The sequence below is a fragment of the Kaistia defluvii genome (genome assembly GCF_026343955.1).
Taxonomy (GTDB): domain Bacteria; phylum Pseudomonadota; class Alphaproteobacteria; order Rhizobiales; family Kaistiaceae; genus Kaistia; species Kaistia defluvii.
This window is the reverse complement of the sequence record NZ_JAPKNI010000001.1, coordinates 470,565-484,521: the sequence shown is the minus strand read 5'-3', so window position 1 is coordinate 484,521 and position 13,957 is coordinate 470,565. Positions and strand designations below refer to the sequence as shown.

Annotated in this window: 14 protein-coding genes; 6 read left to right on the top strand and 8 right to left on the bottom strand. The window is 66.8% G+C overall.

Translation table 11 applies throughout. The annotated features are described in order from the left end of the window. The first annotated feature begins 254 nt into the window (after positions 1 to 254). A complete protein-coding gene (locus OSH10_RS02220; RefSeq protein ID WP_266330367.1) occupies positions 255 to 752 on the top strand; it encodes a L,D-transpeptidase family protein in 498 nt (165 codons plus the stop codon). 98 nt (positions 753 to 850) lie between these two features. Here the strand turns inward: OSH10_RS02220 and OSH10_RS02215 are convergent, their stop codons facing one another. Both OSH10_RS02215 and OSH10_RS02210 read right to left on the bottom strand, forming a co-directional pair. Continuing rightward, positions 851 to 1,348, bottom strand: coding sequence for a hypothetical protein (locus tag OSH10_RS02215; RefSeq protein ID WP_266329854.1), 498 nt, complete (start codon positions 1,346 to 1,348; stop codon positions 851 to 853). 80 nt (positions 1,349 to 1,428) lie between these two features. Next, positions 1,429 to 2,064, bottom strand: coding sequence for a TerC family protein (locus OSH10_RS02210; protein ID WP_407660648.1), 636 nt, complete (start codon positions 2,062 to 2,064; stop codon positions 1,429 to 1,431). 249 nt (positions 2,065 to 2,313) lie between these two features. Here OSH10_RS02210 and OSH10_RS02205 point away from each other — a divergent pair, with 249 nt between their 5' ends. Further along, on the top strand, positions 2,314 to 3,543 hold the full coding sequence (locus tag OSH10_RS02205) for an SAM-dependent methyltransferase (protein WP_266329852.1): 1,230 nt from the start codon (positions 2,314 to 2,316) through the stop codon (positions 3,541 to 3,543). A 204-nt stretch (positions 3,544 to 3,747) separates the two neighbouring features. Here the strand turns inward: OSH10_RS02205 and OSH10_RS02200 are convergent, their stop codons facing one another. The 6 genes from OSH10_RS02200 to OSH10_RS02175 all read right to left on the bottom strand — a co-directional run bounded on the left by OSH10_RS02200 (position 3,748) and on the right by OSH10_RS02175 (position 10,515). After that, positions 3,748 to 4,854 (bottom strand): DUF1513 domain-containing protein, encoded by a 1,107-nt coding sequence (locus tag OSH10_RS02200; protein ID WP_266329850.1) that lies wholly within the window; start codon positions 4,852 to 4,854, stop codon positions 3,748 to 3,750. Continuing rightward, positions 4,844 to 5,947: an imelysin family protein gene (locus tag OSH10_RS02195; protein WP_266329848.1), complete on the bottom strand. Its 1,104-nt coding sequence runs from the start codon at positions 5,945 to 5,947 to the stop codon at positions 4,844 to 4,846. The genes OSH10_RS02200 and OSH10_RS02195 overlap by 11 nt, the downstream gene beginning before the upstream one ends. Next, on the bottom strand, positions 5,944 to 7,158 hold the full coding sequence (locus tag OSH10_RS02190) for a di-heme oxidoredictase family protein (protein WP_266329847.1): 1,215 nt from the start codon (positions 7,156 to 7,158) through the stop codon (positions 5,944 to 5,946). Before OSH10_RS02190 ends, OSH10_RS02195 begins: the two co-directional genes overlap by 4 nt. 11 nt (positions 7,159 to 7,169) lie before the next feature. After that, entirely contained in the window at positions 7,170 to 8,582 is a 1,413-nt protein-coding gene (locus OSH10_RS02185) for a multicopper oxidase family protein (protein WP_266329846.1), read from the bottom strand. A 118-nt stretch (positions 8,583 to 8,700) separates the two neighbouring features. Further along, positions 8,701 to 9,966: an imelysin family protein gene (locus OSH10_RS02180; protein WP_266330364.1), complete on the bottom strand. Its 1,266-nt coding sequence runs from the start codon at positions 9,964 to 9,966 to the stop codon at positions 8,701 to 8,703. A gap of 48 nt (positions 9,967 to 10,014) precedes the next feature. Beyond that, positions 10,015 to 10,515, bottom strand: a complete 501-nt coding sequence (locus tag OSH10_RS02175; RefSeq protein WP_266329845.1) for a hypothetical protein — start codon at positions 10,513 to 10,515, stop codon at positions 10,015 to 10,017. A gap of 431 nt (positions 10,516 to 10,946) precedes the next feature. Here OSH10_RS02175 and OSH10_RS02170 point away from each other — a divergent pair, with 431 nt between their 5' ends. Genes OSH10_RS02170 through OSH10_RS02155 form a run of 4 tightly spaced genes read left to right on the top strand, consistent with a single transcriptional unit; the run spans position 10,947 to position 13,858 of the window. Next, entirely contained in the window at positions 10,947 to 11,204 is a 258-nt protein-coding gene (locus OSH10_RS02170; RefSeq protein ID WP_266329844.1) for a hypothetical protein, read from the top strand. A gap of 7 nt (positions 11,205 to 11,211) precedes the next feature. Continuing rightward, entirely contained in the window at positions 11,212 to 11,964 is a 753-nt protein-coding gene (locus OSH10_RS02165) for a metal ABC transporter ATP-binding protein (RefSeq protein WP_266329843.1), read from the top strand. Beyond that, entirely contained in the window at positions 11,964 to 12,836 is an 873-nt protein-coding gene (locus OSH10_RS02160; protein ID WP_266329842.1) for a metal ABC transporter permease, read from the top strand. The genes OSH10_RS02165 and OSH10_RS02160 overlap by 1 nt, the downstream gene beginning before the upstream one ends. 32 nt (positions 12,837 to 12,868) lie before the next feature. Continuing rightward, entirely contained in the window at positions 12,869 to 13,858 is a 990-nt protein-coding gene (locus OSH10_RS02155) for a metal ABC transporter substrate-binding protein (RefSeq protein ID WP_266329841.1), read from the top strand. Positions 13,859 to 13,957: the final 99 nt, after the last annotated feature.

Genomic DNA, 13,957 nt, shown 5'->3' with positions numbered 1-13,957 from the left:
CGAGCTTGCCAGAGATCGCCTGGATAGTCGGGAGCGCGACGTCTGGCGCATGGGGGGCCAATTTCGCTGGGTCGAGAGAAGCGCGGCGGCGCGGCAGGAGCGGGATACCTGCGAATGTTTGGCGGTCTTTCGGTCGAAATTGCTAGCCTTTGCATGGCTTTGCCGGTTTGATGGCCCCGGTTTCGGTTGTTTTCGAGGTTTGCGTGCGCGTCTGGTTTCGGGTTGCCACCATCGCCATCGTGCTGGTCACCGGCATGTTGGGTTATCACCACGGCATGGCGCGCATCGGATCGGGGCCCGTGCCGGCCATGGCGTCTGCCGAGCGGCAGGCCGACCGGATCATCGTCGACAAATCGGACCGGCGGCTTGAACTGCGTCAGGGCGATGCCGTGCTCGCCACCTACCGGATCTCGCTCGGCGGCGCCGGCGATGCCGGCCCCAAGCGCCGCGAGGGTGACCAGAAGACGCCGGAAGGCGTCTATGCCATCGACTGGCGCAACCCGAAATCGATGGCGCATATCAGCCTGCACATCTCCTATCCCAACGAAGCGGACCAGGCGGCGGCCGATGCGGCGGGCCATTCGCCCGGCGGCAACATCATGATCCACGGGCTGCCGAATGGCTGGGGCTGGCTGGGACCGGTGCACCATCTCTGGGATTGGACCGACGGCTGCATCGCCGTCACCAACAGGGAGATGCAGGAGATCTGGTCGAAGGTGCCGACCGGCACGCCGATCGAGATCCGGAGCTAGAGCGTCTTCGAGCGAAGTGGGTACCGGTTGGCGTGAAGAAGGCGCGAGCCAACAGGAAATCAGAGCGTTACGCCGGTTCAAGGAAACGGCGAAAGGCTCTAGCTGAACCAGCGCCACGCGAATTCGCCGTAGAACAACAGCCAGAACGTCGCGAGCAGCATCCAGCGGCGCCTGAGGTCGAACCGGCGGCGAAGGGGCGCGTCGATCGCGGCGACGAGGCTGCTCGCCACGGCGAAGCGCAGCAGGCGTACCGGTATGGTGAGGCTGAAGAAAAGCAGGGCGGTCAGGCCCTCCTTGCCGGCGGCGACGGCGTAGACCTTGTAGGGAATGCCGGTGATCGACCCGCGCAGCATCGCGAGCGGCCAGTCCGCGCTTGCCATGCCGGCCATGCCTTTGGCGATCATCCCGGCGGAAACGAAGGGCACGGCGGCCAGGAGGTTTGTCGCCGCGACGGGATCGGCCAGGCCATGGCGCCACATGACTATCCCGCCGCAAGCAGCGCCGATGGCGGCCGCGAGCGAGGCGAGCAGCGCGACACGCAGGCCCATGGCGACGGCGATGAAGGTCAGCAGCACGTCGGCGACGATGAAGAACACCGTCGCCTCGGCAAAGCTCCAGGCAAAGGCGGTGAGAATGGCTGCCAGCGGCAGCGCCGGGGGATGGGCGCGCGCGGCGCTCAAAACACCCCGGCGACATCGGCGAAGTGGAACACTTCCAGCCCGCCGTCGAAGATCATCTTGAAGGCGACCCAGGCGATGACGGCGAGGCCGACATAGGCTATCCACGGCATCCGCTTCAGCAGGCGGGCGACGAAATTGGCGGCGACGCCCATCAGCGCCACCGACAGAACCAGGCCGATAACCAGCACCCAGGTATGCTCGCGCGCGGTGCCGGCCACCGCCAGAACATTGTCGAGCGACATCGACACGTCCGCGACGATGATCTGGGTAATGGCCTGCTTGAAGGTCTTGCCCGGCGCGCCCTCGGCGCTGGCGATCGCCGCCTCCCGCTCGGCGGCCTCCGCGTCATGGTCGGTACGGATCTCGCGCCAGAGCTTCCAGCAGACCCAGAGCAGCAGAATGCCGCCGGCCAGCGTCAGGCCGATGATGCCGAGCAGCTTGGTCGCGAACAGCGCGAAGATGATGCGCAGGACCGCCGCCGCCGCGATGCCGACGATGATCGCCTTCTTGCGCACGTCCTTGGGAAGGCCAGCGGCCGCCATGCCGACGACGATCGCATTGTCGCCGGCAAGGACTAGGTCGATGAGGACGACGGTCGCGAGCGCGACCAGCTCGGCAGCTACAAAATCCATCAGAAGTGAAGCCTTGGGGAGGTCATGGGTGGGTTCTGCACATCTGGGGCACGACGATCCGAATGTCCAGCAAAAGCGGGGCATTCGTGTGGTGCGGCTAATGTCCCAATGCATGGCGGCACGAGCGGGTTGCGCACCTGCCGGCGCTTGCCGGGCGGTAAAGCCGTCTACCGGCCGGGGACGACGCTTTCCGGTTGCACAAACGCCATCGAGCCGCTTTGATCCCAGTCGTCGGACGGGGGAGTACGCATGCGCCTGTTATCTCATCTGCTGAAGCGGTTCGTGCGCAATGGCCGCCTCACCGTGCTCGATCACGAGGGCAAGCGGCACGTTTTCGGATCCGGCGAAAACGGTCCCGACGTCACCATCCGCTTTGCCGACAAGAAGGTCGAGCGCGAGATCTTCCTCAATCCCGAACTAAAGACCGCCGAAGCCTATATGGACGGGCGGATGACGGTCGAGAACGGCGGCACGGCGTTCGACCTGCTATCGCTGTTCTCGGTCAATCGCAGCGGGCTCGCGGCGCATCCGATCCAGAAGGGCTTGCGCAAGGTCTGGCGGACCCTGCGCCGCAGCCAGCAGCGCAACACGATCCCGCTCGCGGCCGAAAACATCAAGCATCACTACGATATCCCGCCGAAGTTCTACCAACTCTGGCTGGACGACACGATGACCTATTCCTGCGCCTATTATACGGCGCCGGATGTCGGGCTGCACCAGGCGCAGATCGACAAGCTTCGCCACATCGCCGCCAAGCTGAAGCTCGAGCCGGGCATGCATATTGCCGAAATCGGCTCCGGCTGGGGCGCGCTCGCGACGTTCCTGGCCCGCAACTACGACGTGCGCGTCACCTCCGTGTCCCTCTCGCCCGAGCAGATCGGCGTGGCGCGGGCGCGGGCGCTGGAAGAAAACGTCGACGACAAGGTGACCTTCCTGGAGCAGGACTATCGTCATCTCGAAGGCCGCTATGACCGCGTCGTGTCGATCGCCATGATGGAGGCGATCGGCGTCTCGAATTTCGACAATTACTTCGAGACCATCCAGCGCCTGACCAAGCCGGGCGGCTTCGCGCTCGTCCATTGCATCGGCCGGATGTCGCCGCCCGGGACCACCGCGCCGTTCATCCGCAAGTACATCTTCCCCGGCGGTTATGTTCCGGCGCTGTCGGAAGTGTTCGCGTCGCTGGAGCGGACGGGAACCTGGTGCGCCGACATGGAGAGCCTGCGGCTGCACTATTACTGGACGATCCGCGACTGGCGGCTCGCCTATGAGGCAAAGCGGGAGGAGGCCGTCGCCATGATGGGCGATCGCTTCTGCCGGATGTGGGATTTCTATCTGGCCTCGGTCGAGCTCGGCTTCCTGCATGGCTCGAACTTCGTGTTCCAGATGCTGCTTTCCAAGCAGCGCGACGATGTCCCGGTGATCCGGGACTACATCGTCGATGAGGAACGCCGGCTAGCGGCGGTGCACGCGCAGTAGGGCGCTCGATCGAGGGCTCTCTATCCTTCATCTCTCCCTGAGGGCGAGCTCGGAGCGAAGCTCCGGGTGAGGTTTAGGGAACCCGCAGGATAGAACTGCCGGCACCCCTTGAAGCGCCAAGGCGGATAGGCCGTAAACCGTCACCCGCCGGCCTTCGGCCGTCGGCCTCTCCCTCAGGGAGAGGTAAATATGCCGTGCCCGGCCTCAGATCCGGCGCAGGTGATTGTCGAACTGCGCTTCCCGCCGTGCGACCGGTGTCAGTTTGCCGTTTCTTGCGCGCATGACGCGGCCGTCGCCGGCGGTGGCCAGAAACGCTTCGCCCTCGGTCGCCGCGATGCCGCAGCCATCCGGCAGCGCCACGCAATCGCGGAAATCGCCGCTCGTCGCATCCCAGAAGAACACCTGGCCGCCGATCGGCGACGATGTGGCGATGGTCGAGCCGTCGCGGCTCGCCACGACAGAGCCGATATAGTTGCGCGCCAGTGTCGCGACCTTGTCCGGAAAGGCCATCAGCGTCGCCTTGCCGTCCCTGCCGATCCGCCCGACCAGAGGCGGGCGCACGCCGCGCTCGCCTTCCCACTGGCAGCCGAACCACACCGAGCCCGCGCCGTCGAAGGTCATGTGGCGCATGGAAAGCCGGTTGAGCGAGCTATCCAGCACCGTCTCGTCGAGCAGATCGCCGGTGTCGCTGTCGATGCGGACGATCGAGGGGCGCATCTCGGCCAGGTTCAGCTTCTGCCGGCCATAGTCCGGGTGGGTCTCGATGCCGCCATTGGCGATCACCAGCGTGCGGCCATCGCCGGCCAGCAGCATTTCATGCGCGTCGACGCCATGCGTCTCGAATTCGCCGATGCGCTGATAACTCTCGCCGCTCGCATCATAGATGCCGACGACGCCACGCGAGCGATCGTCGCCGAAGCGGTTCTCGGTGGCGTAGAGCAGGCGGCCATCGGCGGAAAAGATGCCGTGACCGAAGAAATGATGCCCCTCGGGCGGGGTGATCGTCGCCAGCGGCGTGCAGGATTCAGCATCGACGATGACGGCGAAATAGCCGGGCCGGCGGGCAAAGACGGCGAGACGCTTGCGCTCGGGATCGACGGCGATGTCATGCGCGCGGCCGGCGAGCTTCATCCGGCCGACCGCCGCACCCCGCTCGTCGATGAGAAGCAGTTCGTGCTGGCGCGGGCCGACGCGGACCGAGGAGACGAAAACCTGCCGCGCCGTCGCGCCGCCTTCCTCGCGGGCAAAGGGCAGGATCGCGCGCAGCGCGCGCCCGGCCAGTGCGCGGATGCCGGTCGCCTCAGTCGCCATCGAGCGCATTGAACCCTGGCGAGATGCCCGCCGCCTCCGCGAAGCGGAAATTGAAGATGTCCTCGACCGTCTTCAGCACCTCGAAGGCATGTTGCAACCGGGCATAGCTGGCCGGGTCGGCCAGCGCCTCCGGCCAGGGCTTGCCGACATCGATCGACTGGCGGAAATCGGTCATCGCCGCTTCGGTGGCGGCCAGCAGCGTCGCGGCCTGGGCAGGCGTCAGGGTGAACACGTCGGAGCGTTCGACCAGCCGGTCGATCGCATCGGCGGACGCGTTCAGATAGGCGAAGCTCTCGCCGGATTTGACGAAGGCGCCACGGCCGGGCTTTGCCGTCTCGATCGATTTGCCCAGCGCCGGCAGCAGGCGCTGGTCGCGCATCTGCTGCAGGCCGGTGACAACCGCCTTCAGGATCTCGACAAGCGGCTCGGTCGCGTCGCGATAGACGATGTTGGCGCCGCCCGGGTTCAGCATCAGATCGCGCCAGCCGCCCTGACGGGTCCATTCCGTCACCGCCTCGGTGGCGATCAGGTTGAGGTTCTCGGCGATGCGAAGCGCCAGCTGGCAGCGATAGGCGGAGGTCTCGGCGGCGTCGGAAGCGCCGAAGACCAGCGCCTCGAAGGCCGGCATGCCCTGCACGGCGGCGCTCTTCTTGGCGATCGCGCCGGGTTCGAGGAGCGCGGGATCGGGCTTCGCCAGGATCTGGCGCAACTGGCGCGCGCCGGTGCCATGCGGATCCGGCAGGAAGGAGAAGCGCTCGAGCCGGACTTTTTCCGCCATCGGTCCGAAGCGCAGGAAATCGACATGCGCCCAGGCCTGCAGCACGGCGGTGAAGGCGGCGCGAACCGCTTCACTCGGCGCCGCGGTCGGGGTCTTGCAACTCTCGCCCATCGCCGCGACCAGCTTGGCCGTCGCGTCGCGCAGCGCCTCGTAGGAGGGGATGAAATAATCGTCGATCGCCTTCTTCGCGACCTTGTCCAGCGCTTCCGTGCTGGGGCCCGGCTTGGCCGGTGCGTCGCCGGATTGCGCGAAGGCGCGCCGCGCCGCGAGCAGCAGGGGCGACAGCAGCAGCAGGCGTTTGGTGATCGCGATCATAGCGTTTCCAGATAGGCGACGAGCGCGGCCCGGTCGGCCGCCACAAGGGCTTCATAGCGTGTTTTCGCGGCCGTGGCTTCGCCGCCATGCGCACGGATGGCCTCATCCAGCGTGCCGGCCCGGCCATCATGCAGGTAGCGTCGGTCGGCATCCTTGCGAAAGGCGAGGGTGGTAAGCGGTGCCGTGCGCCATTCGGACGAGGCGACGCCCGGTTCGCCGACGCCGTCGTCCAGGCCGGGGCCCATGTCGTGCAGCAGCAGGTCGCTGTAGATCGCAACCGTGCCGCCACCCTTGGCCGGCAGATCCGGCACATGACAGGCGGCGCAGCCGGCCGAAGCGAACAGCGCGGCGCCCGGCGGCGGCGGATCGACCGGCTTCGGCGCGGCGAGGCTCTTCAGATAGGCGTTGAGCAGCCGCACCATCTCGCCGGAGATCTCTTCATTGTCGAAGGTCGGGCTTCGGCCGTCGGGGGCGGCGAGGCAATCGGGCTCGGCCTTCGTGCAATCGCCATGCGGGAAGGGCGCCAGCGGGCTCGACATGCCGATATCGAGCATGAAGGCGTCGGAGGTCATCTGGCTCAGGCTCGGCGCGGAGGCTTTCCAGCCATATCGGCCGAGCACCGGCTTGCCGTCGACCTGCACCAAGTGCGGCCGGCCACCAATGCCGTCGGGATGCGTCCTGTTGCGTTCGGCGAGCGCCAGCACGGCGGCCTCGTCCACCTTTTCGACCAGGCCGATGCCACGCAGCGACGGCGCCTGGCGGGGCCCAAGGCGGGTGTCGGGCGCAAGATCGCCGCGGCTCGGCGCGAAGATGACGGCGAGCGGGTCGCCGGGAACGTCCGGCAGCGCATAGGTAACCGTGCCTTCGCTGATCAGGCCGGAGACGGCGCGGGGCTGGATCTGGCGGCCATAGACCGGGTCGGTGACCCCATGGGCATCGCCGAGGCGCGTCGCCAGACCCCGATGGGCCAGTGTGCCGTCCGGCTTCACGGTGAGCTTGGCGGAGAGGGCCTTGCCGGAATGGCAACTGGCGCAGCTCTTTTCGTTGAACAGCGGCCCCAGCCCGTCATTGGCGAGCGTCGAGGAGGGCGCCTGCACCCAGATCCGGTCGAACAGCGCCTTCCCGATCGCCCCGTCCAGGCCATCGGCCGTGGCGATCGCCGGCACTGCCGTGAACAAAGCGAGCGCCAGAACGGCGTGGCGCAGGCGCATCGGCGCGATCCTCACGCGACCTCGAACCACGCCATCATGCCGGTCTCCTGATGCTCGATGATGTGACAGTGGAGCATCCATTTGCCGGGGTTGTCGGCGACGAAGGCGATTTCCATCCGCTCCTTCGGCAGCAGCAGCACCGTGTCGGCGTGATGCTCCGGCAGGTCGCGGCGGTTCGATTTCAGCACGCTGAAACTGTGGCCGTGCAAATGGATCGGGTGCATGTGCGGCGTGACGTTTCGCAGCTCGAAAATATAGGTCTTGCCGCGCTCCAGCGTCGTCATGGGCGGCGGGATCTGATGCATGTCGCTCGGCCAGGACGCCTTGTTGATCGCCCAGAGATTGCTCTCCGAAAGGCAAAGCGGCCCGAGCGGCGCACCGTCTGCGACCAGATCCGCGACGGCCGCGCCGGTGGCGGTGGCGGAGAAGGTGATCGGAAACCGAGTCGCGTTGGCAAGATCGGGCGGGGGAATCCGGCCGGCGGCGAGCGGCGCCGGATCGAACGGCCCCTGCCGGCGCGCCGGCCCCTGAGCGACGAGCCGCGCGAGCGGCACCGGCTTCGCGGCGAAATAATCGACCAGCGTCGCGGTGCCGCCATCGGCCGGGGTGCGGACGATCAGGTCGGCGCGCATTGCCGGTCCCATGCGCCAGGAGCGGAGCGGGAAGGGCGGGCAGGCGATGCCGTCGATCGCCACGACCGCGGCCTCGGCGCCCTCGATGCCGATCTCCGTCAGGCGGGTCGGGTCGACATTGACGATGCGCAGGCGGACATCGGCGGAGGCCGGCAGCGGGATGTCGGGCCGGATGGCGCCGTTGACGCTGCGCACCGTGCCGAAGGTGCCGGCCTTGCCGGCGCCTTCCTGGGTCAGGAAGGGCAGGAAGCCGGTACCGGCCTCGTCGATGCGCCAGTCTTTCAGCACCACCAGTTCGTCGGCGTCATACGGCTCCGGCGCGTCGCCCTCGATGATCAGGACGCCAAACAGGCCGCGGCCAAGCTGTTCGGCCGAGTTGCAGTGGGTGTGGAAGAAGAAGGTGCCGGTGTCGGGCGGCACGAAGGAATAGTCGTAGCTCTCGCCTGGCTCGACCGGCGGCTGCACCAGATAGGGCACGCCATCCTGGTCGTTGGGCAGGCGGATGCCATGCCAATGGATCGAGACATGCTCGCCCGGCCGGGTCAGCCCGTTGACGAGATGGGTGTTGAGGCGCTGGCCCAGCCTTAGCCGCACGACGGGTGGCTGCGCCGCGTCGGTGAAGGTCCAGAGCGGCAGGCTCTTGCCGTCGAAGCAGGGGAGCGAAAGCTGGCGCTCCGCCGCCTTCAGTTCGATCGATACGACGCTCTCCGCGCCGATCGCGGCCGTGGGCGGCAGCGGCCGGGTAAAGGCCGGAGCGCGGTCCGGGCGGCCAAACAGGACGGAGCCTGCCATGGCGGCGGAACCCAAAAGGATGGAACGGCGCGAGATCATGATAAGGGGCTCTGGTGGCGTGGCCACGGAAGGTGGCCACGCCGGAATTGCGGTCCGCAATAGGGACCAATTGTGACCGTTACTCGGCGTTGACGGCGGCCGGGTTGTCGAGGCTGTCGGAACCTTCGACCTCGATCTTCAGGCCCAGCGCCGCGACGACGGCCTCGACCGCGCGGGTCTGGCCGACGAGGCCGTCGATCGCCGCCTGCACGATGGCATTGCCGGCTGCGTTGTCGGCACCGATCATCTGGTCGTAGGCCTCGCCCTTGTCGGACGTGTCCTTGAGAACCTGCATCTTGGCGGTGGTGACGGCCAGCGCGTCGTCGACGCGCTTGGCGGCGTCTGCGTTCTTGGCAGCCGCGAGGTCGCGGATGCTCGGACCTTCGACCGTGGTGCCGTCGGTGCGGGTGTACTTGCCCTGCCAGGCGGCGACCATGCCGGCCTGGTCGTAATAGTGGCTGTTGGCCGTGTTGTCGGAGAAGCAGTCATGCTCCTCTTCCGGATCGTGCAGGATCAGGCCGAGCTTCATGCGCTCGCCGGCCAGTTCACCATAGGAGAGCGAGCCGATGCCGGTGAGGATGGTGGCGAGGCCGCCCTCGTCACCCTTGGCGGCAAGCTGCTTGCGCGCCTCGCCATCGGCCTTCCAGTTGGCGGCCATCTCTTCGAGATCGGCAACCAGCAGGTCGGTCGCTGCCTTCAGGAAGGCGGCGCGGCGATCGCAATTGCCGTTGGTGCAGTTCTTGGTGTCGAAATCGGTCGCGGGGCGGTTGCCGGCGCCCGGGCCGGTGCCGTTCAGGTCCTGGCCCCAGAGCAGGAACTCGATCGCATGATAGCCGGTGGCGACATTCGCCTCGACGTCGCCGGCTTCCTGCAGCTTGTGCAGCAGATCGGCGTTGATCACCGTCGCGTCGACCTTGTCCGGGCCGATCTGCAGCGTCTTGTTGGCGATGACGTTGGCGGCATAGAGCGGGTTCGAATCCGAGCTGTCGCCATAGGACTTGGCGTCGACATAGTCGATCAGACCCTCATCGAGCGGCCAGGCGTTCACGCGGCCTTCCCAATCGTCGACGATGGCATTGCCGAAGCGGTAGACCTCGGTCTGCTGATAGGCCGGGCGCGAAGCCTTCCAGGCGTCGCGGGCGGCGGCCAGCGTCGCGTCGGTCGGGTTGGCGATCAGCGCGTCGACGGCGACGTTCAGGGCCTTGGCGCCGGCCAGCGCGTCTTCATACTTCGCCTGCGCGATATCGCCATAGGTCTTGAGCACGGCGCTGGCGGCCGGGGCGTCGGCGGCCAGGGCCGGCGCGGCGCCCGAAAGGGCAAGCACCGCCGTGGCGGCGAGAAGCATCTTCTTGAGGTTCACAATCGTCTCCGTGCGTGAATGGGTGCGGTGAATTCAGTGAAACAGCCGGCGGCAGGGGCGGGTGGCGATCTCGTGGATCACGGCCTGCGGGACCGGGATGAGGATCTGGCCGGTATCGGCGAGGGCTTCGGCGAAGATCCGGGTGGCTCGGACGACCTCGGCATGGCCCTCCGGCAGGATCAGCCGCTCCATGGCGTCGAGCAGGCTGCCTTCGTCATCATTCTGGCAAGCGGCGATCATCGAGACGGCACAGCATTCGTCGAGGCAAAGGCGCGGGCAGTGCGAGGGAGACAGGCCGGCGGGCCGGTCCATCCAGCTGCGCAGCGCTTCGACCCAATGCGCCAGCGCGCCCAGGACGCGCCGTCCGTCTGCCGAACCCAGCTCCTCGGCGTAGAGGCTCGCGGCCAGTTCCCAGCACGTCGCCGAACCGCGCTCGCAGCCCTGCATCCAGCGGCGCAGGCCCTCGACAACCAGCTTTTCCGGTTGCCGCTCGAGATAGCGGCTGGGGGATCCACAGGGCAGGCGCGTCGCCATCAGCGCATATCCTTGGAACAGGCGCGCCGGGCCGGATGCGGCAGCGCGCGGGGGAAGGCAAAATCCATCGTCCACTCCAATCAACAGGCAGCACCTGTTGTTAAAGCGTCCACCGATCGTGGCGCGGATGGGCGACGTTTGGACCTCTTGGCCAGATGAGTCAAGAATATGTAACACCTTGAAATTATTCTAATTCCAGTGTTTGAGCCTGCTCTGCCGCTGAGTTCTTGATCGCCTTGCGGAATTGGCAAGCTCGACTTTGCGGCTACGAGTCGGGGCCGACAGTCTTCGTGATGCACATGGCGTCGGAGCGCAGCGCGGCCCTGCGACTCTGTTGCCGTGGCCGGCTGGAAAAATTCGCCATGCGGGTCTTGCATCGCGTGAAATGATATAACATAACGTCGAGCAATCGGCAGCGGGACGAACCAGCCATGGCAAACGTGATTCCAGGCATAGCGGCGAAGGGCGGGACGATCCCCGCCTCGGCACCGGGGCAGGATCACCATCATGGTCACAGCCACGGCCATGCGCATTCCGCCGGCCATGTGCACGCCGCGCCGCACGATGCCGTCGCCATTCCGCGCGCCTACAAGCATTCCATGTTTCTCGCCTCGGCGATCGAGCGCCTGGTGATCGCGGTGCTGCTGATCGGGTTGATCTGGATCGGCATCTTCTGGGCGATTTCCTGAGACCGACATGCTGAAACGCAACGCTCCCTCCATCCGCCTCGATAATCTGACGCTGTCCTATCGGCGCCATCCGGCGGTGCATCATCTTTCCGGTTCGTTCGAGCCGGGTTCGTTCACGGCGATCTTCGGGCCGAATGGCGCCGGCAAGTCGACGCTGCTCAAGGGCATTGTCGGCCTGATCAAGCCCGATAGCGGCCGTATCGCGCTCGACGGCGTCGGCCGCTCCGATATCGGCTATCTGCCGCAGCAGAGCGCGCTCGACCGCTCCTTTCCGATGCGCGTGCTCGACGTCGCGGCCATGGGCCTGTGGCGCAAGGCCGGCATCTTCTCGTCGATCGGCCGCAGGCAGCTCGGCGCGGTCGAGGCGGCCTTGGCCGCCGTTGGCCTCACTGGCTTCGAGGATCGGATCATCGGCACGCTGTCGGGCGGCCAGTTCCAGCGGGCCCTGTTCGCCAGGCTGCTGCTGCAGGACACCCGGCTGATCCTGCTCGACGAGCCGTTCACGGCGATCGACGCGCGCACGACGGAGGAATTGCTGGCGCTGATCCAGAGCTGGCATGGCGAGGGCCGCACGGTCGTCACCGTGCTGCACGACCTCGACATCGTGCGCGAGCGCATCCCCGAAACCCTGCTTCTGGCGCGAGAGAAAGTTGCCTGGGGGCCGACGGCCGAGGTGATGACCGACGCCAATCTCGCCCGTGCCCGGCATCTGCACGAGGCGTTCGAAGACAATGCCGAGCTGTGCGAGATGCCTGCCTGATGGCCCTCTATGATCTTCTCTTCGGGCCGTTCATCGAATTCGGCTTCATGCGCCGCGCCCTGATGGGCTGCCTGGCGCTATCGATTTCCGGCGCGCCGATCGGGGTGTTCCTGGTGCTGCGCCGCATGAGCCTGATGGGCGATGTGATGGCGCATGCAATCCTGCCCGGTGCCGCGATCGGCTTCCTCCTGTCCGGCTTCTCGCTGTTCGCGATGACGGTGGGCGGTGTCGCGGCCGGCCTGCTGGTGGCGCTCGGCGCCGGCGCCATCGCCCGCACCACGCCGCTGCGCGAGGATGCGAGCTTTGCCGCCTTCTATCTCGTCTCGCTCGGGCTCGGCGTGATGATCGTCTCGATCAAAGGCTCGAACATCGACCTGCTGCACGTGCTGTTCGGCAACGTGCTGGCGCTGGATGATCCCTCGATCTACCTGATCGGCGGCATCGCGACGGTGACGCTGCTGTCGCTGGCGCTGATCTACCGGCTGCTGGTCGCGGAATGCTTCGATCCCGGCTTCCTGAAGAGCGTCGGCGGCGCCGGTGGCCTCGCGCATTTCCTCTTCCTGGCGCTGGTCGTGCTCAATCTGGTCGGCGGGTTCAATGCGCTCGGCACGCTGATGGTGGTGGGGTTGATTGTCCTTCCCGCCGCCTCGGCCCGCTTCTGGAGCGAGACCGTGCCGGGCCAGATCGTCGCCTCCGCCATCATCGGCATCGTGTCGTCGCTGGTTGGCCTGCTGGTTTCCTATCACGCCGAATTGCCGACCTCGCCGGCGATCATCCTGGCGGCCGGTGCGATCCACGCTCTCTCCATACTCGCGGGCCGCCATGGCAGCTTTGCCAGCCAGGCCCTGCGCGCAAGGCACCTGAGGGGCTGAATTCTACGTTTCCAATGCAGGAGAACTACCCAATGAAGTCAAGTCTTTGGCTCATCGCGGCGGCGCTTGCCCTGAGCACGGCGCTGCCGGCCCAGGCGGCCGACAAGCTCAAGGTCGTCGCGACCTTCTCGGTTCTCGGCGATCTCGCGAGCGAGATCGGCGGGGACCATGTCGAGGTCCGCACGCTGGTCGGCCCGAACGGCGACGCCCACACCTTCGAACCGAGCCCGGCCGACGCCAAGGCGATGGGCGGCGCGGCGGTGCTGGTCGAGAACGGCCTCGGCCTCGAAGGCTGGCTCGGCCGGCTGATCAACGTCTCCGGCTTCAAGGGCGAGAAGGTCATCGCCACCGCAGGCGTCAAGCCGATCGCCTGGACCGGCGCGGAGGAAGAAGAGGGGCATGACCACGACAAGCCGGAGGCCGAGGCCGAGGCGGGGCATGACCATGACGGCCACGATCATGCCGCGCATGAAGGCCATTCGCATAGCGTCGATCCGCATGCCTGGCAGAATCCGCTGAACGGCGTGCTCTATGTCCAGAACATCGTCGCCGGGTTCTCCGCCGCCGACCCGGAGAACGCGGCCGAGTACAAGGCCAAGGGGGAAGAGCTGGCGACGGCCCTGAAGGCGATCGACGCGAAGTTCAAGGCGGAATTCGCCAGGGTTCCGGCCGAGCGGCGCAAGATCGTCACCAGCCATGACGCCTTCGGCTACTTTGCCGATGCCTATGGCATCCAGTTCGTCGCGCCGGAGGGCGTGAGCACGGAGAGCGAGGCCTCGGCCGCCGACGTCGCCAAGATCATCCGCCAGATCAAGGCGGAGAAGATCACGGCGCTGTTCGCCGAGAACATCACCGATCCGCGCCTGCTGAACCAGATCGCGCGCGAGACCGGCGTCAAGATCGGCGGCGAGCTGTTCTCCGACGCGCTGTCGCCGCCGGACGGCCCGGCGCCGACCTATCTCAAGATGTTCGAGAACAACGGCGCGAAGCTGCTCGCGGCGATGAACGCGCCCGCGAAGTAGCAGCCCCTCACCTCAGCCCTCTCCCGCGCGCGGGAGAGGGAGCCTCCCGCGCCTCGTCGCCTGACATCGGCGGAAAAGCCCTCGCCGCTTGCGGGAGAG

What these genes read in the sequence shown, in the direction of transcription:
- OSH10_RS02220 (WP_266330367.1), top strand. Translation starts at nt 255, where the DNA reads ATGTTGGGTTATCACCACGGCATGGCGCGCATCGGATCGGGGCCCGTG.
- OSH10_RS02210 (WP_407660648.1), bottom strand. Translation starts at nt 2,064, where the DNA reads ATGGATTTTGTAGCTGCCGAGCTGGTCGCGCTCGCGACCGTCGTCCTC.
- OSH10_RS02205 (WP_266329852.1), top strand. Translation starts at nt 2,314, where the DNA reads ATGCGCCTGTTATCTCATCTGCTGAAGCGGTTCGTGCGCAATGGCCGC.
- OSH10_RS02200 (WP_266329850.1), bottom strand. Translation starts at nt 4,854, where the DNA reads ATGGCGACTGAGGCGACCGGCATCCGCGCACTGGCCGGGCGCGCGCTG.
- OSH10_RS02195 (WP_266329848.1), bottom strand. Translation starts at nt 5,947, where the DNA reads ATGATCGCGATCACCAAACGCCTGCTGCTGCTGTCGCCCCTGCTGCTC.
- OSH10_RS02190 (WP_266329847.1), bottom strand. Translation starts at nt 7,158, where the DNA reads ATGCGCCTGCGCCACGCCGTTCTGGCGCTCGCTTTGTTCACGGCAGTG.
- OSH10_RS02185 (WP_266329846.1), bottom strand. Translation starts at nt 8,582, where the DNA reads ATGGCAGGCTCCGTCCTGTTTGGCCGCCCGGACCGCGCTCCGGCCTTT.
- OSH10_RS02180 (WP_266330364.1), bottom strand. Translation starts at nt 9,966, where the DNA reads ATGCTTCTCGCCGCCACGGCGGTGCTTGCCCTTTCGGGCGCCGCGCCG.
- OSH10_RS02175 (WP_266329845.1), bottom strand. Translation starts at nt 10,515, where the DNA reads ATGGCGACGCGCCTGCCCTGTGGATCCCCCAGCCGCTATCTCGAGCGG.
- OSH10_RS02170 (WP_266329844.1), top strand. Translation starts at nt 10,947, where the DNA reads ATGGCAAACGTGATTCCAGGCATAGCGGCGAAGGGCGGGACGATCCCC.
- OSH10_RS02165 (WP_266329843.1), top strand. Translation starts at nt 11,212, where the DNA reads ATGCTGAAACGCAACGCTCCCTCCATCCGCCTCGATAATCTGACGCTG.
- OSH10_RS02160 (WP_266329842.1), top strand. Translation starts at nt 11,964, where the DNA reads ATGGCCCTCTATGATCTTCTCTTCGGGCCGTTCATCGAATTCGGCTTC.
- OSH10_RS02155 (WP_266329841.1), top strand. Translation starts at nt 12,869, where the DNA reads ATGAAGTCAAGTCTTTGGCTCATCGCGGCGGCGCTTGCCCTGAGCACG.